A 22,629-nucleotide genomic window follows, 5' to 3' on the forward strand; every position below is an offset into this window, starting at 1 on the left:
CACAAATATGAAAATCAACTGGGGAACAGGAATAGTCATTGCTTTTGGGTTGTTTATGACCTTCATTTTATATTTTGTTTTTGAAGTACAATCCAACAGCAAGTATGATAACGATTTGGTTGTAGAAGAATATTATAAACACGATCTGCATTTTCAGGAGGAAATGAAACGCATTCAGGATGCCCACGATTTACAGCAAAAACCTATTGTCGAATATATTTCGGAAGGGGTGAAAGTTGTTTTTCCTGCTGTTTTCGATGCTGATAAAGTAAAAGGAAATGTATTGTTGTACCGTGCATCCAATAAAAAGTTTGATTTCAACACGCCAATTGCTTTGATTAATTCTGCTTTGTTAATTCCAAAAAGCAAATTAATCAAAGGACAATGGAAAGTCAATATCGAATGGCAATACGAAGGAAAAAAATATCTTTCGAAAGAAGTGATTTACGTTAATTAAAAATGTACACAGTTAAAAACTGATTTTTCAGTTCTAAATCTGCCTAATCTGCCTAATCTGCGTGAAAATTTTTAGCTCGCAGATTTAGCAAATTCAGCAGATTTTAAAAATTAGTTTAATCTATTTAATTTGTAGCTAAAAAATAAAAAAATGTTGTACACGGCTTTTATATTTGGTTTAATCAGTAGTTTTCACTGCATCGGAATGTGCGGGCCAATCGCTATGATGTTGCCGGTAGACAGGCAGAATGAAACCAAAAAAGCAACTCAGATCATAACATATCATTTAGGCCGATTGACTGCTTATGCTTCAATCGGCTTGCTTTTTGGCTTGCTGGGAAGAGGATTTTTTTTGGCAGGAATGCAACAGAAAATGTCCATTTTTATTGGAATACTGATGATTGTAATGGTGTTGATTCCTGAAAAAATAGTCGTGAAATATAATTTCTCCAAACCAGTTTACAAAATCATTTCAAACATCAAATCCAATTTAGGAAAACAGTTCAGAGACAGAAGTTATAAATCGCTTTTCACCATTGGTTTACTCAATGGATTCTTGCCTTGCGGAATGGTGTATGTAGCTTTATTTGGCGCTGTCGCGATGCAAAGTGCAGGTTTTGGAGTTTTATATATGATTTTATTCGGATTGGGAACGGTGCCTTTAATGACTGTAGTTGTTTATGTTAATTCAATGCTACAATTGCCTTTTCGAAATAAAATTCAAAAGGCAATTCCGTATGTTGCGGTGATTATTGGAATTCTGTTTATTCTGAGAGGTTTAGGATTGGGAATTCCCTACATTTCTCCATCGAATATGAGTTTGTTTGTACAGAATAGCCCTAATTGTCATTAACAGTCAGTTTGTGGTCTTACGCTTCCTGCAAGGTCTTTTTCTGACCTTGTAGGTATTTTAAAGGAAGCATGATACCTGTAAGGTTTTGTAAAACCTTGCAGGAATTAAAAAACTATAGTAAGCAATTATGTTAAACCGTCATCGAAAACAGATTAGTTTCCGGAGATTTTCTTTTTAAATGCAGATCAAAAGCCATACAAATATTACGGACGAATGGTCTTCCGGCTTCTGTAATTGTGATTTTATTTGCTTCGATTACGATCAGGTTATCGTTTTCCATTTCTTTTAATTCGGATAAAACACTTGGTATTTCATCAAAATATAAAGCTTTGTCATTCCAGGAAGTTTCAAATTGACAGGTCAAATTCAGAATGTGTTTTCGAATGATCAAATCCTCCTCATCCAAAATATGCCCTTTTACAACAGGCAGTTTATCCCATTCCAATATTTGATAATAATCTTCCAGATTCTTTGTGTTTTGGGCAAAACTATACCAGCTGTCGCTAATAGACGAAACGCCTAAACCAATCATTAATTGTGTTTTAGAAGCACTGTAACCCATAAAATTTCGGTGCAATTCCTGATTCCGGCTGGCTTTATACAAACTGTCAGAAGCTAAAGCAAAATGATCCATTCCAATTTCGTGGTAGCCATTTTTAGAAAGCAATTGTTTTCCAGTTTCATATAATTGTCGCTTTTCGGCATCTTTTGGAATATCTTCGTCATGAAATCCACGTTGTCCGTTTCCTTTGATCCAGGGTACATGGGCATAGCTGTAAAATGCCAAACGATCAGGTTTTAACGAATTTGTTTTTTCAACAGTATCGATTATATTGTCTATTGTCTGAAAAGGTAATCCAAATATGATATCATGTCCAATTGAGGTGTAGCCAATTTCTTTTGCCCAAAAAGTGACTTTTGCCACATTATGAAAAGGCTGAATCCGGTGAATAGCTTTCTGCACTTTTTCGGCATAATCCTGAACACCAAAACTCACGCGGCGAAAACCTAAATCATATAATTTTTGAAGCTGCTCATAAGTGGTATTATTAGGATGTCCTTCAAAACTAAATTCGTAGTTTTCGGCTTTATTGGCATAAGAAAAAATACCGTTGATAAGCTGCTCCAGATTGCTTTTAGAAAAAAATGTTGGGGTGCCTCCGCCTAAATGAATTTCCTTGATATTCGGTCTTTCAGAAAATAAATTACAATACAGGCTCCATTCTTTCAGCAATGCTTTGATGTACGTTTCTTCAACCGAATGATTTTTGGTAATCCGTTTGTTGCATCCGCAAAAAGTGCACAAGCTTTCACAAAAAGGCAGATGAATATATAAACTTATTCCGTTTTGTGAATTGCTTTCTTCGAATGATTTCTGAAAAGTGGCTATCCATTTTTCTGTTGTAAAATTACTTTCATTCCAATAAGGCACCGTTGGATAACTGGTGTATCTTGGTCCCGGAACATTATATTTTTGAATTAAAGAAGTTGACATAATCGTAATTTTAGGAATTAGAAATGATAATGAAATGACTAATTTGATTCATTCGGAATTTCAATACTGGTAATCTGTTGTTCATAATAATACAGTTCATCCTGCAGCACACTTTTATCCGATTCAAAAAAATTGGTTTCCTCAAAAGTGGAGTTGTAATAGGTAATTCCTTCTAGTAAATTGGCTTTAAAAGTCTCCCACTTTTTGATGTTCTTTTTGGTGACTTCGATCGTTTTTTCGATTTCCTCCTTCAGATAATCTACATAAAGCTGTAATTCTTTGATAAACATATTAGGCCGGTAACCTTCAGCCAGAACCGATTCGTAGCCGTTGATGTGTCTTACCATTTCGGATAAAGAAACTTCTTTGTCAAAATAGGCCAAATTAGGGCCCGGGCAAACGACAACTCCTTGTTTTTCGCCTTTTATCTCAATATCATTTTCCAGATAAGCGGTGTTGGCAAGTCCAACACACAAACAGGATTTTACGGTGATTTCAGCTTCTTTTTCTTTTCTTTTGACTAAAGAAAGGTTTTTAATTTCATCTAACTCTTTCAATTTTAATTGTTGGTATTTTCTGGAAGCCGTGCAGATTCCTTCTTTGGCATAATTAGTATTCAATGCCAAAAGTTTTTTGGGACAAGAACTTCCGGCTTTGTTTTTCGCAATGCGCTGGTTTCTTATAAACTCATTGGTTGTCCCTTTTATAGCATTGAATGGCACTCCCAAAGGCGAAATGTTACTGCGGTAAAAATCTTTTTCTGAGGCATTCATAAGGAGTTTACGAGTCGCTTCATCTGTAGAAGTCGCTTCGGGAACCAATAAAAAAGGGGAGCCCCAACCCACGGCATCGACATTGTAATTTTTCAATAGAAACTGATGCTCTTCAGCAGTTCCCACACCGCCCTGAACCGTAATTTTCAAATCCAAAGGCTGATTAGGAACCGGAATTCCTTTTTGAGAAAAAGCGGTACACATCAATTGATGGGCAGAAGCAATAAGCTCTTTTTTTCGTTGTTTAAATTCTTCCATAATTGGACCTAATAAAAGTCCGTCGGTTGCAAAAGCGTGACCTCCGCAATTCAATCCGGATTCTATTCGGTATTCGGAAACCCAGATTCCTTTTTTTGCCAAATAATTCCCCTGAATAAGTGCCGAACGGAAATCGCTTACCTTGAGGATTATTTTCTTTTTTAAAATACCATTTTCATCAGGAAAAAAATCTTTGAATTCCGAAATGTAATTATAAAGTGAAGGATTCATTCCGGCAGAAAGTACCAATGAAGAATTCAGTTCGCTTTCTGCAAAACCGCGTAAAGCAGCGTGCGCATCATTAAAAATTGGCGCTAATGCTTCTCCTTTTTTATAATTGGTCTTGTCAATTTTGGTCATGATATTTACATCAATCGCACCGGGACTCCAATGTTGGCTAATATAATTTTTTATGGTTTCAAACGAATCTGCATTTTTAGCTATTATCGCCGCAAGCTCTTTTTTTATAGCTGATTTCTGGGGTAAAGTTTCCAGAAATTTCAAAAGAGATTGTTTGTTTTCGGCAATTTCCGTACAGAAATTTTGGTACTTTTCCTGTACTATTTTACCAACCAGATTGAGATAGGATTTGGTACGTTCTGCACGATAATCGTGTATTTTAGTGGTGATTTCATTGTATGTAAAATGAAATTTTTTGCTGTAAAAAGCATTCATTTTTTCCATCAACTCATCATCTATAATAGAAATTACGGAGTTTATTCCCAAATGTGCTACCCGAATAGGGCTGTCTATGGTGTACGCCAATCCCATAACCGGGATGTAAAAGTCCTGAAGCTGTTCTGTTTTCATTGTAATAAAATTTCAGCTACAAATATTCAAAACATTGGTCTTTAATAATATGACAAATATCATACTGGGCGGAATTAAAATATGCAGGAATGTATTAGATGGAAATTTACTTGGTTTGAATTCCACCGTGGTCACAAAACAAAAAACCTATTTCGAACGAAATAGGTTTTTTTATGTATTTTTTAAACTGTTTTGTATAATTTCTTCAATAAGTTTATTTAATTCAATTTTATATTCTTAGAATGAGTAGTAGCAGATTTCAACCACTACACTGTCGGATAGTACCAACCTTTGATTAAAATTTCACCTTCAATTTATTACTTGATCCACTATTTCTTATATGCAATGTTGGGTTTTGATTTCTTCTATTTTTTTTCAGCGAAATAGGCAAATAGGTGGATTATAGTTGTTATTTTTTTATTCATCTCATAATTGTCCACCAACTCCTTTAAATTTGTCGACAAAGAAACTAATTTTCTGAAATACATTTTGTTTTTTAGTCAAATACTGAGGATTTAATGGACTCATTTTAGGTAAAATGGCATTTAGTTCCGTTCCATTTTCATTAGCAAACTCACGCTTTAAGGAAGTCGCTATATATCGCTTTGCTTCTTCCTCATTTAAGTTCTCATCTGTTATTAATTCTGAAGCCTCTTTTTTCTGTTTTTCCTGCGCATATTTGAAGAAAGAATCTATAACATTCGCTTTATCTTGAATGGTTTCAAGATCTGTTTCATTTATAAAATCTACAACTAAACTTTCTTTTGCTCTGTTGCCTATACTTGCACGAATCACCCTGCGGATTTCTTCTATCAAGGTGGCTTTGTCCTTATTCTTTTTATTATGCTCAAAAATCAATTCAAGAATATAATCAAGGTTAATTTCCTGTGACTTTAGTAGGTCTATTTCAAAGACTACATCGTCCCAGTCGATTGTTGATTCTTCGGATTCTTTGCCATTTTTCTCACGTCTTAACCAATCACGTATATCATTATAAGTAGAGCGATAATCTTGAATCATTCGTTCTGGTAACAAGTTTATCTCTTGCATTGTAGCTATTTCCTCTTCAGTTACATAATAAACTTCTTTAAATGTTTCAATGGCTTCAGTGTCGTTTATATCTATTGTTTGAAGTGCTTTGAGAGTCGTGAATTCATCGTAATTCTGTAGTATGTTTTCTACTCGCAAGTACTCTCCAAATAGTTTTGAAAACTCTTTTTTGTCTTTTTCTTTTAAAATTTCATCTGGGTTCGGGAACTTTTCATTTAAGTCTTTTACAACATCTATGAAACCTCTACGTGCTTCCCCTGTGGCAATGTCCGTAAAGCCTTCTAGAAATTCTTTGTAACTCTTTTCAAGGACTACATTTTTAGTATTTTTATCTCCAAATAGCGTAATGGCATCAACAGTAGCTGTTTCTAAATCTCTAAAAGTAATAATATTCCCAAAGGTTTTTGTAGCATCATATATACGATTGGTACGAGAAAAAGCTTGCATTAGACCATGATATCGCAGGTTCTTATCTACAAATAAAGTATTAAGGGTTGGGGCATCAAAACCAGTAAGAAACATGCCAACTACTATGATTAAGTCAACTTCTTTATTCTTTACACGTTTTGCAAGATCACGATAGTAGTTTTGAAATTCTTTGCTTTCCACTCCAAAACTGGTTTTAAACATTGCATTATAGTCGTTTATTCCTGCAGTTAAAAATTCTTTGGCACTGCTATCCATTGCAGATGGTTCAAAGTTTTCATCTACTATTTCACCAATGGCACTCTGCTCTTCGTTGGCTGCATATGAAAATATTGTTGTAATTTTTAAAGGCTTTTCATTGTCTTTTTGAAGACGATTTAATTCCTCATAATAACATTTAGCTGCCTCAATACTACTCACGGCAAACATGGCATTAAAACCTTTATTTCCTCCTTGATTCCTATGTGTTTTTATTCTAAAATTATTTAGAATGTATTGAGAAATCTCTTTGATACGAGCAGGATGCAAAAATGCTTTTTTGTTTTCTGCTGCACTTAATTTTTTCTCATCTTGTTCTGTTTCGATACCCTTAAACTTAGGACGAACATCATTGTAATCTACTTTGAATTTCAATACTTTTTCATCCCTAATGGCATCAGTAATTACATATGAGTGCAATTCTCGACCAAATACACTTGCTGTTGTTTCTGCACCTAAAGCATTCTCGGGAAATATTGGTGTTCCGGTAAAACCGAACTGATAAAATCTTTTAAACTTTTTCTTTAGGTTCTTTTGTGCTTCACCAAATTGGGAGCGATGCGCCTCATCAAAAATGAAAACCACTTGTTTTTGATAAATGGATATATCACTCTCCGTTTTCATTAGGTTGTTCAGCTTCTGAATAGTGGTGACGATAATTTTATTATCCTCTTTTTCAATATTCCTTTTTAAACCTGCCGTGCTATCTGAACCGTTGACACTATCTGGAGAAAAGCGTTGGTATTCTTTCATTGTTTGAAAGTCTAAATCTTTACGATCTACCACAAAGAAAACTTTATCAATGAAATCTAACTGTGTAGTTAAGCGAGCTGCTTTAAAACTTGTAAGTGTTTTACCCGAACCAGTGGTGTGCCAAATATAACCACCACTTTCGGCTTTAGACCAATTTTTAGCTTCAAAAGAACTCTTTATTTTCCATAATATTCTTTCTGTTGCTGCAATTTGATAAGGTCTCATGATGAGCAACGTATCACTCGTATCAAAAACCGAATACGTGAGCAATACATTTAATAAAGTATGCTTTTGAAAAAAGGTCGTCGTAAAATCTTTAAGGTCTTTAATTAATGTATTATCGGCTTTTGCCCAGTTCATGGTAAAGTCAAAGCTGTTTTTGTTTCGCTCAACGGTGTTTGCAAAATAGCGGCTGTCAGTTCCGTTGGAGATCACAAAAATCTGCAAGTATTTGAAAAGAGAATTATTACTGTTAAGACTCTCCTTGGTATAGCGATGCACTTGGTTAAATGCCTCACGAATAGCAACTCCACGTTTTTTTAGTTCTACTTGTACCAAAGGCAAGCCGTTGATTAAAATAGTAACATCATAACGATTGGCATGCGTTCCCTTTTGTTCAAATTGTGCAATTACTTGCACTTTATTACGAGCAATAGTCTTTTTATCTACTAAATAAATGTTTTGAATATGTCCATCGTCAAAAACAAAATCGTAAATATAATTATCATGAATTTTTCTTGTTTTTTCAACAAGGTTATCACTCGGTTTATCCAAATATTCCTCTACAAAACGAGCCCATTCGCTGTCTGAAAATTCCATGTTATTAAGAACTTGTAATTGTAATCTCGCATTAGCTAACATGGCTTCAATAGTAGTCAATTTAGGATTCTCATATCCTTGATTCATTAAGTCTTGGATAAATTCTTTCTCAAGAGCCGCCTCCGTTTGATAAACCGCAGGTGCCTCATTCACCTCTAAATACTTGGTATAGTTATCTAAAACAATAAAATTGTTTGATTCTGCTATGGTTTTATACTGTGTCATTTGCCTCAATTACATTTGCGGTAATAGTTGATTTAAAGCTATACATTCTTTTTAATTCTCCTACCAAGAATGCCAATACTCTCTTATCATTTTCGTCTAGAATTGATATTTCTTCTCCATGGTGCTTTGAATGGCTAGAAAGATTAATGATACGGTTATAATATGCCTCTTGTGCATCTTGAGGCAAAAGATCTCTCCAATTTTCATAGCCTAGAAAGGTAGAGGTTTTTTCGAAAATATTTCGAAGAAAGTTATAGTGATACTTTTGAATATCACCTGATTGAATTACAATTTCAAGTTCAGATAAAAGAAATAAATGATATGAAAAAGGGGAGTCTTTTTGTTGTCCCTTTAATTCAAAAGTTCCATCCTCTAATTTTCCTAAAAGCCATTTCCTTGATTTCTCTGGTTTATAGCCATGCCTATTATCTCTGCGCTCAAATTCATTAAAAAGTACATTGTAAAAGAGTGGATTGTGAGTCGTAATGATATATTTTAATTGAGAAGGGCTTGATTTAATCAATGTTGCAATATTTACACCCAATTCAATCAAATGTGAATCATCCAAAGAACTTACTGGATCGTCAATAAAAACATATTCTAAATTGTCAAACTGATTAGTTTCACGTTCATTTGGTTCTGGAATATTTAAAACTTCAACGACTTGTTCGAGTAAACAATAAAAGACACTCCAAATAAAGCAACTTTCTTCACCTTTTGAAATCTTAATGTTTTCAATGTTTTCGGCATTACCACCTTCAATAGAGAAGGTTACTTCTGTGTAAGGGTTGACAGTAATATCTATATTTTCTTCATTTTTAAAAGTATACGTCTCGTTAAAACGTGGTGTTAATTTATCACTAGCATAATGCTGAAAATTAGTTATAATGTTTGGACCCTGTCCCTGATCCCGAAGTACCCAGTTTGTAAAACCGTTGGGTTGTATTTTTAGTTTTCTATCTGAGTCAGTATCCAAATCATTATCCCAAAAGAATAAGTCTTCAGTAAATGCATTGTAGTAAAGTATTTTTAAATTTGATTCTTCTTGGTCTTCGGCTTCAGTATTTTTTGGGGCTATTAACTCCTTAAATTCCCTTGATAGTCGTGTTTTTCCAGTACCATTAAAAGCGTAGATTAACTGCACTTTTTTATTTGTATCCTTAAGAGATTGCGCTATTTCTATTAATGACTGACTCATATTATGCTTTTAAATTGTCTTTTGGAAATGTTAGTAGCCTATCACGGTAATATGCATACTGCTTTTTACGTAGCAAAATTTCCTTTGACAAACCTTCGCTTATTGATTTAGTAAGTGTGTCAAATTTATCTAAAATTGCAACTATATTCTCTTGTTCTGCTAGTGAAGGGACAGGTATTGTTACATTACTTAACCCTTTGGAATGAATAGCAGAAATTTTACCCGAAGAAATATTTTTTTTTATTTGATCATGGTATTGCTTAGTACGTGTAAAATATGCAAAATATTTAGGATTTAATGAGCTCCTGTAGGAAAAACAAGCATCATGAATAACAACACCTTCATCACCTAACCAAGCTGTTCCCTTTCCTAAATCTTCAATTGTTTCTCCTGCAGCAACAATAACTACATCGCCTTTTTCAGCAACTCTTAGCTTTTTATTTTCAACTAACTCAGCGCTAAGAAATGACTTACTTTCATTTGCCCAAGTGCCATAATGAGTGTACATTTCTCCATAATGAAGGCAAGGAACGCCATCTGCAACCATATCGGTTTTTACAAATCTTTTACCTCTTTGAAATTCCCCAATTTTATTTAAGGGTTTTATCATAACTTCGCCGTTATCAAAGGTAAATAATTCGTTAAGATAGTAGTTATACTGTTGTTTTCGAGCTGTAAGCTCTGCTGTAAGTTCTGCTGTAAGCTCTGCTGTAAGCTCTGTAAAAGAATCGAGAATATGGACAATTTCTTTTTGGACTTCACGAGGTGGTATGGGGATTTGGAAAGTATTCATTACAGATGAACTTAAATTATTAATAGTAGAACTATTAAGCATTTCATCGAGATATTTCTGGAAAATCTCACTGGTCAAAACATGAAACAAAAAACGTGGCTCTATTTTTTCTGAGCACCTGATAACACCCATAAAACCACCAAAGTAATAATCTAAATTTGAAAAAATATAAGCAACTTTACCTACATGTTCACGGCTACCACTTGCAGCACTAATTAAAATATCATTTTTAAAGAGTTTTTGACTTTCTTTAACTTTAGTGTCTGATTTTATGCGTTTAATATTATCAAAATTTATAGTATGTCTTGAAAGAGTGATATTATTTGCTCTAATTACTTTGTAACCAGTATTATTTCCGCTTTCGTTACTTTTATTGTAGGTTAATCCACGAACATATTTGGCCACTTCCCCCAAAGGTTCCCATTCCACAGCAACGCCGTCCAATAATTTTTCTAAATAATTCATGCTTCAATCTCTTTTATAATTGCATCAATATCTGCACGAAGTTTATCTATTTTTTTTACTGTTTTGGTAACTTCTTTATTCAATTCAACTATGTTAATTTTCTCTCGATTGTCTTTCGTTTCCACATAGGAACTTACAGATAAATTATAATCGTTTTCAGCAATAAGTTTATTATCGATAGATTTTGCAACATATTCTACATCTTCTTTGCTATCAAACATTCTCATAACTTTCTCAATATGTGCATCTGTCATCATATTGTTATTCGTTACCTTCTTGAAGAAATTTTCACCACTAACATCAATAAACTGTGTTTTTGCATCTGTTTTATGTTTTGAAAGCACTAGAATAGTGACTGAGATAGAGGTGCCGTAAAACAAGTTTGGTGCTAAAGCGATAACGGTTTCTACAAAATTACAATCAACTAGGTATTTTCTAATTTTCTTTTCGGCACCACCACGATAAAAAATACCAGGAAAACAAACTATGGCTGCCCTTCCTTTACTGGAAAGATAGCTAAGTGCATGCAGAACAAATGCAAAATCTGCTTTTGATTTAGGAGCTAGTACACCAGCAGGAGCAAAACGATCATCGTTTATAAGTGTTGGGTCATCATCTCCAACCCATTTTACCGAATACGGAGGATTTGATACAATGGCGTCAAAAGGTTTATCATCAATAAAGTGAGGATTATGAAGCGTATCACCTAAAGCTATATTAAACTTGTCGTAATTGATGTTGTGTAAAAACATGTTCATGCGAGCCAAGTTATAAGTTGTGTGGTTTATTTCCTGACCAAAAAAGCCTTCTTCAATTATATGATTGTCAAAGTGTTTTTTTGCTTGTAGCAATAAAGATCCAGACCCTGCCGCCGGGTCATAAATTTTATTTACTTTTTCTTGTTTATGCATTGCCAATTGCGCAATAAGCTTAGAAACGTGTTGAGGTGTGAAAAACTCACCACCTGACTTTCCTGCATTAGCAGCGTAATTGGAAATTAGAAATTCGTAGGCATCACCAAAAAGGTCGATTTGATTGTCCTCAAAGTTTCCGAAATTTAATTCCTCAACACCTTTTAAAACAGAAGCTAGACGGCTGTTTTTGCTTTCAACGGTGTTGCCAAGTCGAGTACTGGTTGTGTCAAAATCAGCAAACAATCCTTTTATATCTTCTTCCGATGGATACCCATTTGCGGAACTTTCGATTGATGCAAAAATGGCTTTTAAATCTGTATTAAGGTTTGGATTGGTATTGGCAGTTTTCGCAATATTTACAAAAAGTTGACCTGGATAAATAAAATACCCTTTTGTTTTAACAGCATCATTTTTTATTTCTGGTGTTACTACATCATCAGATAAGCTAGCGTAATCAATGCTATCATCACCACCTTCTATATATTTTGTGAAATTTTCACTAATAAATCGATAGAAAAGTGCTCCCAAGACAAAGTGTTTGAAATCCCATCCATCCACAGAGCCTCTTACTTCATTAGCAATTTTCCAAATTTTAGCTTGTAATTCAGCTCTTTGTATTATACTTGTCATTATGTTTTTATATCGTTATTTCTTAAGCTTTTATTCATTTTTTTCTAGTAATATTATTCTAACCATTGGCAGAAATTTGAAAACAACTCATTTGTATAGCCAACTATTATTCGCAAATCTACCCAAATAATACTTTATATGCGTAATTATATATTTAAAAGTAGCATTTTCTTTGTTGGAAAATATAGAGAAATTTTGGAACCAACCTAGGGTAGTTGCCTGAAATTTGAACGGATTAGCGTTCGTTATTCACTTTAGGGGAAGCAATCAAAAAATGGTCAATGTAAATCCAAAATTGGGGATTAATACTCAACCAGTTCTTAACTATATTTGAATAAAGAATTCAACTTTAAGTTAAAAGTTAACCCTGTTATTTTTAACTTACACACTTTATAGGATAGTATCTTTTAAATAAACATCTTCATTTCTTTTATGTTATTCCTGTTATACGAAGTGTTCCTTTATGAAAAGCTGCGTAAATATCTCTGACTTCGCACCCCCAATCTAATCAATCTAATAACGCTTTTGCAAAAATAAGTATAAAACAAAAAAGCTCCAGATTTCTCTGAAGCTTTGTTTTAGTAGCGGGAACAGGACTCGAACCTGTGACCTTCGGGTTATGAGCCCGACGAGCTGCCTACTGCTCTATCCCGCGATGTTTCGGGTGCAAAGATACGCAGTAAATACAGTTTCGCAAAGAAATTGCCGGTTTTTTTTAAGGAAAAGAGATTTAAGCCTGTAATCCTTTGTAATGGAGATGCTTCTGTCTTATGTTTTGTTAGTGATAATTTTTTTCTTCTTTAATTTCCTGCTCTATTCTTTTATTGATGCTGACCTTGGCTCCGGTAAAAAGAAAAATAGTGGTTTTGTATTCCCGGGCATATTTATTTGTTACTTCACCTGCAATAGAAGAAGACTCAAAATACGGACTGGTTTCTTTAAACTCATTGCTGTCTTCCTCATATTCTTTTACCCTGATCAGATTTTTATAGGGCACATCAAGAGTAAACCAATTTACATAATCGGCATTAAAAGAAACTGCTCTGATTCCTTTTTTTGTATAATAATTGATAGCTCCGGCTTGTCCGTAATTGTCGCAAAGCACAAGTGTCTCTTTTTGATTTGATAAGGCAGCGTAAGCAGAATCGGTTTTGCGGGCGAGTTCTTTCCATCCCAGCATATCGGCAAAATCTTGTGGCAGCACATGGTCTTTTCCGTCTTCCCAACGAAGCATGCCCAGTTTTTTATATTTTTCTGAGTGGTTGACCATATATTCAGGACTTTTGTTGGGAAAAGCCAAATCGTACATCGGGATAAAAAACAATAATGGAATGATGATAAATACAGGTTGTAAATAACGTTTCCAACCCACGTTCAGCACATTGGAAAGAAAAACAGCCCCAAAAGCAATATAAATCGGGTACAGGCCAATGGCATAATACGCTTTGGCTTTGAAATATAAAAAAACAATAAGGGTAAAAATCATTGTCGCAAAGAAGAATTTATATTTCGAAAAAGGCTTGTAAAATAACAAGGCATATAAAGCCGAAAGAATAACCGGAAATGCCCCGATAAAAAACAAGATCTGCTCTTTCAAAAATCCTATGCGGTCAACATTGACCAATTGGGTTTCGGCCAGTTCTTTCATATGATGAACAATCGGAAATTGATTGTTGTATTGCCATAAAAGATTCGGCAGAATTAATATCAATCCGGGAATCAGAGCGAAATACAGATTTTTCTCTGCTAAAATTCGCCTTTGGCCGGAAAGCAAAAGAGCAGGTAAGAGGCCAATAAGCAGGAAAAGAATGTTGTATTTATTCAGAAAGCTAAAAGCGAAAACCACTGCAGCGACATAAAGCCATTTTGTTTTTTCAGTAGTAATGTATAAAATGACAACATAATAAAATGTCGTCCAGCACAATATATCCAATGAGTTAGGCTGATACAGCATATTGATTCGCAGCAGCGACGAAAACACAATACAGGTTGCCCCTAAAATTAAGGCATATAAATTTCCTTTCAGGGTTTCAATAGTTTTCCATACCACAATAAGTGTTAGAACTCCAAAAAGGGCAGGGAAGAACTTAACCCAGAAAACAGAATTTCCGAGTAAAAATATGATATAAGAAATCCAGGAAGTGACCGGCGGAACTGATAAATATCCCCAGGCTAAATGATGTGCCTGATCGAGATGCAGGTATTCATCACGCTGCAAATCATATTGGGGACTCAGCAAAACGTATTGTAAAACAAATTTTAAAATAATAAACCCAATTAAAATTATTGTTTTTTTGGTCATGGAAATTTGGTTTTCTTATGGACAATTTTTGTTTTTTTAAGCTAAATAAATTTATAAGGACTTAAAATGTTTAGCTAATATATCATTTAATTGAATAATTCACTAATTCGGTTTTTAGACTTTTTATAAACCCATCCATAAGCTTATAGTAACATAACAATAGATCCTAACTCCTTCAGTTTATTGATTCCATATTCTTATTTAAAGTTATAAATCATTGTAATCAGCCGGATACTGCGGAAAATTTCAGGATAAAAGATGGGTAATATGTCTATAGTTTTGAATGATGTGTCCATCTCTTAGATATTCATTATTCATAATTTTATCTTAATTAAAGTATCTAATTATTTACGGATGACAGAAGTGAAAAGTAAAGTGTACGATGTAAATATTTGATACAAATGTTTAATTGATTTTTGATTTTGTTTTAGTTTGAGTTAGTGTAAAAAGGGAGATTAATTAAATAATCTCCCTATTTTTTGCTGCTGTTTTTTAAACAAATGTCTGGTGTTAATTTAATGAATGTATAATAATGAAAAGAGAGAATTTAGAAATTAGAAACTATAAATCCTTAAGGCGTGCTGTTGCTTTTTTTGCAATGCTGTTTTTTGTAGTATCTGGTGCGTATTCCAAAAATGAAGAAAGCACAAAAAGTTCAACAGCTGTATTGGAGAAGCTTATTGGGAATCGTGCACAGGAGTTTGATTTGCATATTATTGAAAATAAAGACCAAACCAATTCAGATTGGTTTGAAGTAGAAACAATTGGAAACCGTGTAAAAATTCAGGCCACATCGAATACCGCAATTTGTTATGCCGCCTATACTTTTCTTAGAGATATTGGAGCCGTTTTGGTTAGTTGGGAAGGAAACAGAATTGACTTGCCAAAGTTCTGGCCAAAATATTCAAAAAAGCAGTCTACACCCTTTAAATACAGGGAATATTTAAACGCTTGTACTTTCGGTTATACTACGCCATGGTGGGATTGGGAACGCTGGGAACAGGAAATAGACTGGATGGCACTTCACGGAATTAACCTGCCAACAGCAATGGAAGGTCAGGAAGCAGTCTGGCAGCAATTATGGAAAGAATATGGATTAACAGACAGTCAGTTGCAGGCACATTTTACAGGACCTGCATTTTTGCCATGGCAGAGAATGGGGAATATAAACAGTCTGGAAGGACCATTACCACAAGAATGGATAAATAAAAAAGAAAACATTCAGAAGAAGATATTGCAAAAGATGAGAGCTTTAGGAATGCATCCTGTCGTACCTGCTTTTAGTGGTTATGTGCCAAAAGCATTTGCAGAGAAACATCCGGGCTCAAAAATCAGCGAATTAAAATCCTGGTCAGGAGGAGGTTTTGAAAGTACTTATTTGCTGGATGCTAATGATCCTTTGTTTAAGGAAATAGGAAAACGTTTTATAGAAATTTACACAAAACTATACGGTTCATCTGATTTTTATTTGGCCGATGCTTTTAATGAAATAACACCACCTGTTTCTGAAGAACATAAATATGAGGAACTGTCGGATTATGGAAAAACTATTTTTGAAACCATTAATGAAGCTTCCCCCGGCGCTACCTGGGTTATGCAGGGTTGGCTTTTTGGAGATAATAAAGAGTTTTGGACTAAAGAAGCTACCAAAGCTTTCCTTAGTAAAGTGCCTAATGACAGGATGATGATACAGGATTATGCAAACGACAGGCATAAAGTATGGGAAAAACAAGAAGCGTTTTACGGGAAGCAATGGACCTATGGTTACGTACATAACTATGGAGGATCGAATCCTGTTTATGGAGATTTAAATTTCTACAAAAATGAACTCACACACTTATTAGGAAATCCTGATAAAGGGAATATTGTTGGTTATGGAGTGATGCCTGAGGGCTTAAATAACAATTCTATAGTTTACGAATATATTTATGATCTTCCATGGACTCAGGGAAAGGAACCGGTAAATGACTGGCTAAATAAATATTTAAAAGCCAGATACGGAAAAAACATTTCTGCCCCAGTTTTTCAAGCCTGGCAATTGTTAATCGAATCAGTTTACAGCACGAAATATTGGGAAACACGCTGGTGGGAAGGCAAAGCGGGAGCTTATTTCTTTTTTAAGGGACCTACTCTAAAAATAACAGAATTTAAAGGAAATCCAGGGGATAAGGAAAAGCTAAAACAAGCTTTGGATATTCTGAAAAAAGAAAGTAAAAACTTCAATAAAAACAGTCTTTATTTTTATGATTTGCTGGACATGTCAAGGCACTATTATTCACTTTGTATTGATGATTTATTGATAGAATGTGTTGCCGCTTATAAGTTGAAAGACATAAAGAAAGGAGATGGATTATTTAAAAAAATAGAGAAACAGGCCTTGGATATAGATAACATGCTTTCCGGACAGCCTTTGAACAGCCTGAATAATTGGTTAAAATCTGCTTCAGATTACGGAAGTTCTCCTGAGGAATCCAAACTGTACGTAAAAAATGCAAAAACAGTAATAACACTTTGGGGAGGTGAAGGTAATCTGAATGATTATGCTTCCAGATCATGGCGCGGTATGTATAAAGGATTTTACTGGCCAAGGTGGAAAATGTTTTTGCACGCGCAAAGAGAAGCAGCAATTAAAAACACACCATTTGATGAAGCCAGAGAAAGAGAATTAATAAAGCAATGGGAAATTAAATGGTGTGAGAGCAAAGAAATGTATTAAACTGAGTTCGATACAAGATTTATTTACTTCAAAATTTAAACTATTCATAGATGAATCGTTCCTACGGAACTCCTTAAAATTGATCATAGAATATTTTCAACGGATTAAAACCGTTGCTGCAAAGCGAATCGTTTCTCAGGAGCTTTAGCGTAAAAGAGCCGTAGGCTCACTACATATTATAGCAACGGATTTTAATCCGTTGATAACCAGGAATGATGAAAGCAGTTCCGTAGGAACGATCCATATAAAATTGATTTTTGCAACAATAGATTTTATATCGAACTCAGGTTATTAGGAATTTACAAAATATTTAATCAATAAATAAAATAAAAGCGATGTTAAAAAGCGACATAGACAAAGCAACAAGTTTTGAAAAGAGATTTGAGAATATAGGAACTGTAGTTTATGAAAATTCAGTAATAGCTTCCAAATCAGTAGCCAATGAAATAGCAGGTTTAATAAGAGAAAAGCAGGCACAAAAACAATTATGCATCTTAGGCCTGGCTACGGGATCGAGCCCCAAAAGTTTATATGCGGAACTCGTTCGCCTTCATAAAGAAGAAGGACTGAGTTTTAAGAATGTAGTATCATTCAATTTAGATGAATATTACCCAATGGAACCGGATTCTATAAACAGTTACGTTCGGTTTATGAAGGAACTGTTGTTTAATCACATCGATATTTTGCCGGAAAATGTTCATATTCCTGATGGTACCTTATCTAAAGAGGCGATAGGAGATTATTGCAATGATTATGAAACTAAGATTGAAGCGTTGGGAGGTCTTGACCTGCAAATTCTGGGAATCGGAGGTAATGGCCATATCGGATTTAATGAATCCGGGTCACTGCAAAACTCAAAAACCCGTTTAGTAGCTCTCGATCATATTACGCGTGTAGCTGCAAGCAAGGATTTTTCGGGTCTGAATAATACGCCAAGAACAGCGATTACCTTAGGAGTAAAAAAGATTATGGAAGCCAAACGGGTTATATTGCTGGCTTGGGGCGAAGGAAAATCGAATATAATTAAATCTTCTGTCGAAGGTCCTGTGACCAATTTGGTTCCGGCCTCTTTTTTACAGGAACATAATAATACCACTTTTGTTCTGGATAAAGCAGCGTCTTCAAAATTGACCCGTATCAATACACCGTGGCTGGTTGAAAATGTAAATTGGACAGATACCCTTATACGAAAAGCTGTTTTAGGCCTGGCTTTGCATTTGAAAAAACCAATACTAATGTTGACGGATGCCGATTATATTGAGAACGGTATGAGTGATTTGCTTGCAGACTTAGGTCCGGCTTATGATATTAATATTAAGATTTTCAATAAACTGCAAAATACCATCACCGGATGGCCGGGAGGGAAACCCAATGCCGATGATAGCAAAAGACCTGAGAGAGCAGAACCTGCCAAAAAACGGGTTCTTATTTTTAGTCCACATCCTGATGATGACATTATAAGTATGGGTGGAACCTTTAAACGCCTGCATGAACAGGGTCATGAAGTACATGTAGGATATCAAACCTCCGGAAATATTGCTGTAGCAGATGATGAAGCATTACGATTCGCCAGTTTTGTATGTGATTACAATGATAAATTTGGAATTGCCAGTATGGAGGCTAATGATATCTACAATAAATCTGTTGAATTTCTTAAGAATAAAAAAAACAGCGAAACTGATATTCCTGAAGTAAGAAATATTAAAGGACTGATACGAAAAGGAGAAGCCCAGGCTACATGTCATTTCGTAGGATTACCGGATAGCAGGATTCATTTTATGGAACTTCCGTTTTATGAAACAGGTACGATTGAGAAAAAACCATTAGGAGAAGAGGACATCCGCAGAACTATGGATTTGATTGAGAAGATAAAACCTCATCAAATATATGCAGCAGGAGATTTGGCAGATCCGCATGGTACCCATAAAGTATGTTTAGATGCCATTTTTGAAGCTGTAAAACGATTGAAAACAAAAGATTTCATGAAAGATTGCTGGGTTTGGCTTTACAGAGGCGCATGGCAGGAGTGGGGAATTGATGAAATTGAGATGGCCGTACCAATGGGACCGGATCAGGTACTGGAAAAAAGAAAAGGTATTTTTAAACATCAATCACAAAAAGACGGAGTGGTTTTTCAGGGTTCTGACAGCAGGGAATTTTGGCAGCGCGCCGAAGATCGAAACAGAGAAACAGCAGATTTATACCATCAGCTTGGATTATCACATTATGCAGCAATGGAAGCTTTTGTGAGATGGATATATTAGTAAAACTTTGACTACATAATGGTAAAAAAATAAGTCTCAAACCCCTTATTCTCATTGACTTTACTAAAAATATCCATGTTTCTGAATAACCTGTCCATTTGTTAACATTTCTTTAATACTAATTTCGTCTTGACTATATAACCAATTAACTTAATAAACATGGAAAAACTTAAACTTTTATTATTGGCCTTTTTTCTTGGCTTCTCCATTAATACATGGGCACAAAAAACAGATGTGACCGGTATAGTTCTAGATGAGAAGGGTATACCATTACCCGCTGCCAATATACTCGAAAAGGGTACGAACAAAAGTGTCGTAACAGATTTTGACGGAAAATTTAAAATGAGTGTTTCAAATAGAAATGCCGTATTGGTAATTTCCTATATTGGATTTCAGGACCTGACTCTCAAATTAGATGAATCAAAAACCAATTATTCAATTAAATTATCTCCTACTACTACTACTTTAGAACAAGTTGTTGTGGTTGGTTATGGAAAAGGAACCCGTAAAAACTTAACTACTGCTGTAACTTCAATTAAATCTGAAGAATTAAATAAAGGAGCAATCAGTGATGTAGGGCAGTTACTGCAAGGTAAGGTTTCGGGTCTGAACATTTCATCAAGTGGAGATCCTACAAGACCAGCTTCAGTAGTTTTGCGTGGAGTTTCTACATTAAACAGTTCTCAGGGTCCATTTTATGTAGTAGATGGAATTCCCGGGGTTGACATTTCGGTTATTTCACCGGATGATATCGCAACTATTGATGTATTAAAAGATGCTGCTGCAACTGCAATTTATGGTAACCGTGCTGCCAATGGAGTTATTATGGTTACTACAAAAAAAGGCAGTAAAGACAGAACTCAAATCTCTTATAATGGTTATTTTGGTTATGAGCATGTTACCAATCAGCTTGATATGATGAGTGCAGATCAACTGAGAGCATTTACTGCCAAGAACAATTTGAATTTTACTCCTGAAAATGATAAAGGTGCAAATACAAATTGGCAGAAAGAAATTTTAAGATCCGGAGGGGCAGCTTCAAGCAGTCATAACATATCAATGAGCGGAGGTGGTGAACATGGTAATTATACAGCAAGTTTAACTTCTCTTAATAAAGAAGGAGTTCTTATGAAAAGTGATTTTTCGCGTGTGATTGCCCGTTTATCTGTTGAGCAATATGCCTTTGATGATAAAGTTAAATTTGGTTTGAATGTTACCAACTCAAGTAGCAAATATACCAATGTGCCTCAGCGTAATGCAGTGCTTTTGCAATCTGTAAGTTATCTTCCGGTTTCTCCGGTAAAAAATCCTGATGGAACTTTTTTCGAAAATTTTGTTAGTCCAGGATATTTTAATCCGGTGGCTATGATTGAGCACGGAACTGATGAGACAAAAGCAAATAATCTTGTCGGCAGCTTTACTACTGAAGTAAAACTTCCTTTTGGATTTACATATAACTTAAACATTTCACATCAAAAATTAACTGCAACCCATGGAGAATTTTATGATAGCTATTATTCAAAATATAATAGTGCAAATTTCTACAATAACCCAGATCCGCCTCAAACAAGAGGACTTGTGAATTTTGGAGTAAATGGTTCAGCATTAAGAAATTCTTATGAGAATACTAATAATATTATTGAGAGCTTTTTAACCTGGGACAAGACTTTAGGAAGTCATAAAATAAAAGCTGTTGTAGGATATTCATGGCAGGAAAATATTTTGGGAGACGGATTTCAGGCCACTGCAACTAATTTCCCTGTAGATAATGTAGGATATAATAACCTTGCTTTAAGCAATTATACTTCAGTTAATGGTTATGTAGTGAATTTTGGAGATAGCAGAGCCTATCAAAAAACACGTTTGATCTCAGAGTTTGGACGTTTAAACTACAATTATAAAGATAAATATCTTTTGCAGGGAACGATTAGAAGAGACGGAGGTTCTGTATTTGGATCAAATAATCGTTGGGGATATTTTCCTTCTGTAGGGGCTGCATGGAGAGTTGACAAAGAGGGCTTTATGCAGGATCAAAAACTTTTTAGTGACTTAAAATTCCGTGCGAGTTATGGAGTAACAGGAAATTCATCAGGATTTAATGCTTACACAGCTCAGTTTATTTCGGGAAGTTTAGGAACTTTTTATTATAACGGACAGCAAATAGGAGCTTATGGTCCTAATCAGGCAGCAAACCCGGATTTGAAATGGGAAAAAACAGCTACCACAAATATAGGTGTTGATTTTGCCATATTGAGCGGAAAAGTAACGGCTTCTGTTGATCTATATGACAAGAAAACGACTGACATGATTTTTAATTATGCTGTAAACCCTGTACTTGTGCCAGTAGGAACTATTGTAGCGAATGGTGGAACTATGTCTAATAAAGGTATTGAGATTAGTTTGGGTGCCACACCTGTTAAAACTGCGAATTTTACCTGGTCAACCAATTTGAACTTTGCAAGCAACAAGAATGAGATTGTTAAATTGACGAACCCTTTCTTTATTGGTGGAGATTCTATCCGTAGAGTACAACCTGATGGAGGAGGACAAACAGGCAGTACTTTGCAAATTTTTAAAGAAGGAAAACCTCTTGGACAATTCTTTACACTTAAATATGCAGGAAAAAATGCCAGCGGTGTTTCTCAATATTATGATAAAAATGGCAACCTGACAACTACACCTCTTATAGGAGTTGATTATCATTATGCAGGAAGTGCACAGCCAAAAGTATTATTAGGCTGGGGAAATAATTTTCAATACAAGAAATTTGATTTGAGTATTTTCTTCAGAGGAGTATTTGGTAATAAAATTTTCAATGCTACCCGTGCCGATTTATTCAGGCCCAGCACCGCAATGACCAATAATATTTTAGTTGATGCAGAAAATGAATCACCAGCTGATTTGAACTCTTATAAATATTCATCGCGTTTTATAGAAGACGGCAGTTATATCCGATTAGATAATATGACATTGGGTTATGATTTTGGCAGAGTGGGCAAATACATCCAAAAAATACGTATTTATGAAACGATAAATAATGTGTTTGTTATTACCAAGTATTCAGGAATTGATCCGGAAGTAGAGCAAGGAGGTACTGCTCCAGGCGTAGACTCTAATAATTTCTATCCAAAAACCAGAACTTTTATGTTTGGTTTAAATGTGATATTCTAA

12 protein-coding genes and 1 tRNA gene are annotated in these 22,629 nt (G+C 34.8%); 5 read left to right on the forward strand and 8 right to left on the reverse strand.

Annotated elements, in window-relative coordinates; translation table 11 throughout:
* Positions 1–7 precede the first annotated feature (7 nt).
* Together ACEN92_RS18970 and ACEN92_RS18975 are read left to right on the forward strand one after the other, a co-directional pair.
* Positions 8–457, forward strand: coding sequence for a FixH family protein (locus ACEN92_RS18970; protein WP_495639891.1), 450 nt, complete (start codon positions 8–10; stop codon positions 455–457).
* Positions 458–607: 150 nt separating this feature from the next.
* Positions 608–1,309 (forward strand): sulfite exporter TauE/SafE family protein, encoded by a 702-nt coding sequence (locus ACEN92_RS18975; protein ID WP_495639892.1) that lies wholly within the window; start codon positions 608–610, stop codon positions 1,307–1,309.
* Between the two features lie 130 nt (positions 1,310–1,439).
* Here ACEN92_RS18975 and hemN read toward each other — a convergent pair whose 3' ends face one another.
* The 8 genes from hemN to ACEN92_RS19015 all read right to left on the reverse strand — a co-directional run bounded on the left by hemN (position 1,440) and on the right by ACEN92_RS19015 (position 14,478).
* Positions 1,440–2,804, reverse strand: coding sequence for an oxygen-independent coproporphyrinogen III oxidase (gene hemN / locus ACEN92_RS18980; RefSeq protein ID WP_495639893.1), 1,365 nt, complete (start codon positions 2,802–2,804; stop codon positions 1,440–1,442).
* Positions 2,805–2,842: 38 nt separating this feature from the next.
* Complete coding sequence (locus ACEN92_RS18985; protein ID WP_495639894.1) at positions 2,843–4,645, reverse strand: hypothetical protein; 1,803 nt, start codon at positions 4,643–4,645, stop codon at positions 2,843–2,845.
* A 426-nt stretch (positions 4,646–5,071) separates the two neighbouring features.
* Positions 5,072–8,176, reverse strand: a complete 3,105-nt coding sequence (locus ACEN92_RS18990; RefSeq protein ID WP_495639895.1) for a type I restriction endonuclease subunit R — start codon at positions 8,174–8,176, stop codon at positions 5,072–5,074.
* Positions 8,163–9,374 (reverse strand): AAA family ATPase, encoded by a 1,212-nt coding sequence (locus ACEN92_RS18995; protein ID WP_495639896.1) that lies wholly within the window; start codon positions 9,372–9,374, stop codon positions 8,163–8,165. The genes ACEN92_RS18990 and ACEN92_RS18995 overlap by 14 nt, the downstream gene beginning before the upstream one ends.
* 1 nt (position 9,375) lies before the next feature.
* The gene (locus ACEN92_RS19000; RefSeq protein ID WP_495639897.1) at positions 9,376–10,632 is read right to left on the reverse strand and encodes a restriction endonuclease subunit S; all 1,257 of its coding nucleotides are present in this window, start codon (positions 10,630–10,632) and stop codon (positions 9,376–9,378) included.
* Positions 10,629–12,176 carry a type I restriction-modification system subunit M gene (locus ACEN92_RS19005; RefSeq protein WP_495639898.1) on the reverse strand — a complete coding sequence of 516 codons (1,548 nt, stop codon included), beginning with the start codon at positions 12,174–12,176 and terminating at the stop codon, positions 10,629–10,631. The genes ACEN92_RS19000 and ACEN92_RS19005 overlap by 4 nt, the downstream gene beginning before the upstream one ends.
* A 582-nt stretch (positions 12,177–12,758) precedes the next feature.
* Positions 12,759–12,831 (reverse strand) — tRNA-Met (locus ACEN92_RS19010).
* Between the two features lie 123 nt (positions 12,832–12,954).
* Positions 12,955–14,478 (reverse strand): glycosyltransferase family 39 protein, encoded by a 1,524-nt coding sequence (locus ACEN92_RS19015; protein ID WP_495639899.1) that lies wholly within the window; start codon positions 14,476–14,478, stop codon positions 12,955–12,957.
* Between the two features lie 532 nt (positions 14,479–15,010).
* Here ACEN92_RS19015 and ACEN92_RS19020 point away from each other — a divergent pair.
* From ACEN92_RS19020 to ACEN92_RS19030, 3 genes are all read left to right on the forward strand, one after another.
* Positions 15,011–17,194: an alpha-N-acetylglucosaminidase gene (locus ACEN92_RS19020; RefSeq protein ID WP_495639900.1), complete on the forward strand. Its 2,184-nt coding sequence runs from the start codon at positions 15,011–15,013 to the stop codon at positions 17,192–17,194.
* Positions 17,195–17,529: 335 nt separating this feature from the next.
* Entirely contained in the window at positions 17,530–19,458 is a 1,929-nt protein-coding gene (gene nagB / locus ACEN92_RS19025) for a glucosamine-6-phosphate deaminase (RefSeq protein ID WP_495639901.1), read from the forward strand.
* Positions 19,459–19,617: 159 nt separating this feature from the next.
* Entirely contained in the window at positions 19,618–22,629 is a 3,012-nt protein-coding gene (locus tag ACEN92_RS19030; protein ID WP_495639902.1) for a SusC/RagA family TonB-linked outer membrane protein, read from the forward strand.

Source organism: Flavobacterium sp. Flavsp81 (genome assembly GCF_059491325.1).

Bases quoted from the DNA above. Each gene is read 5' to 3' on its own strand.
- ACEN92_RS19030 (WP_495639902.1), top strand. From the start codon at position 19,618: ATGGAAAAACTTAAACTTTTATTATTGGCCTTTTTTCTTGGCTTCTCC.
- ACEN92_RS18990 (WP_495639895.1), bottom strand. From the start codon at position 8,176: ATGACACAGTATAAAACCATAGCAGAATCAAACAATTTTATTGTTTTA.
- ACEN92_RS19015 (WP_495639899.1), bottom strand. From the start codon at position 14,478: ATGACCAAAAAAACAATAATTTTAATTGGGTTTATTATTTTAAAATTT.
- ACEN92_RS18985 (WP_495639894.1), bottom strand. From the start codon at position 4,645: ATGAAAACAGAACAGCTTCAGGACTTTTACATCCCGGTTATGGGATTG.
- ACEN92_RS19020 (WP_495639900.1), top strand. From the start codon at position 15,011: ATGAAAAGAGAGAATTTAGAAATTAGAAACTATAAATCCTTAAGGCGT.
- nagB (WP_495639901.1), top strand. From the start codon at position 17,530: ATGTTAAAAAGCGACATAGACAAAGCAACAAGTTTTGAAAAGAGATTT.
- hemN (WP_495639893.1), bottom strand. From the start codon at position 2,804: ATGTCAACTTCTTTAATTCAAAAATATAATGTTCCGGGACCAAGATAC.
- ACEN92_RS19005 (WP_495639898.1), bottom strand. From the start codon at position 12,176: ATGACAAGTATAATACAAAGAGCTGAATTACAAGCTAAAATTTGGAAA.
- ACEN92_RS18995 (WP_495639896.1), bottom strand. From the start codon at position 9,374: ATGAGTCAGTCATTAATAGAAATAGCGCAATCTCTTAAGGATACAAAT.
- ACEN92_RS19000 (WP_495639897.1), bottom strand. From the start codon at position 10,632: ATGAATTATTTAGAAAAATTATTGGACGGCGTTGCTGTGGAATGGGAA.
- ACEN92_RS18970 (WP_495639891.1), top strand. From the start codon at position 8: ATGAAAATCAACTGGGGAACAGGAATAGTCATTGCTTTTGGGTTGTTT.
- ACEN92_RS18975 (WP_495639892.1), top strand. From the start codon at position 608: ATGTTGTACACGGCTTTTATATTTGGTTTAATCAGTAGTTTTCACTGC.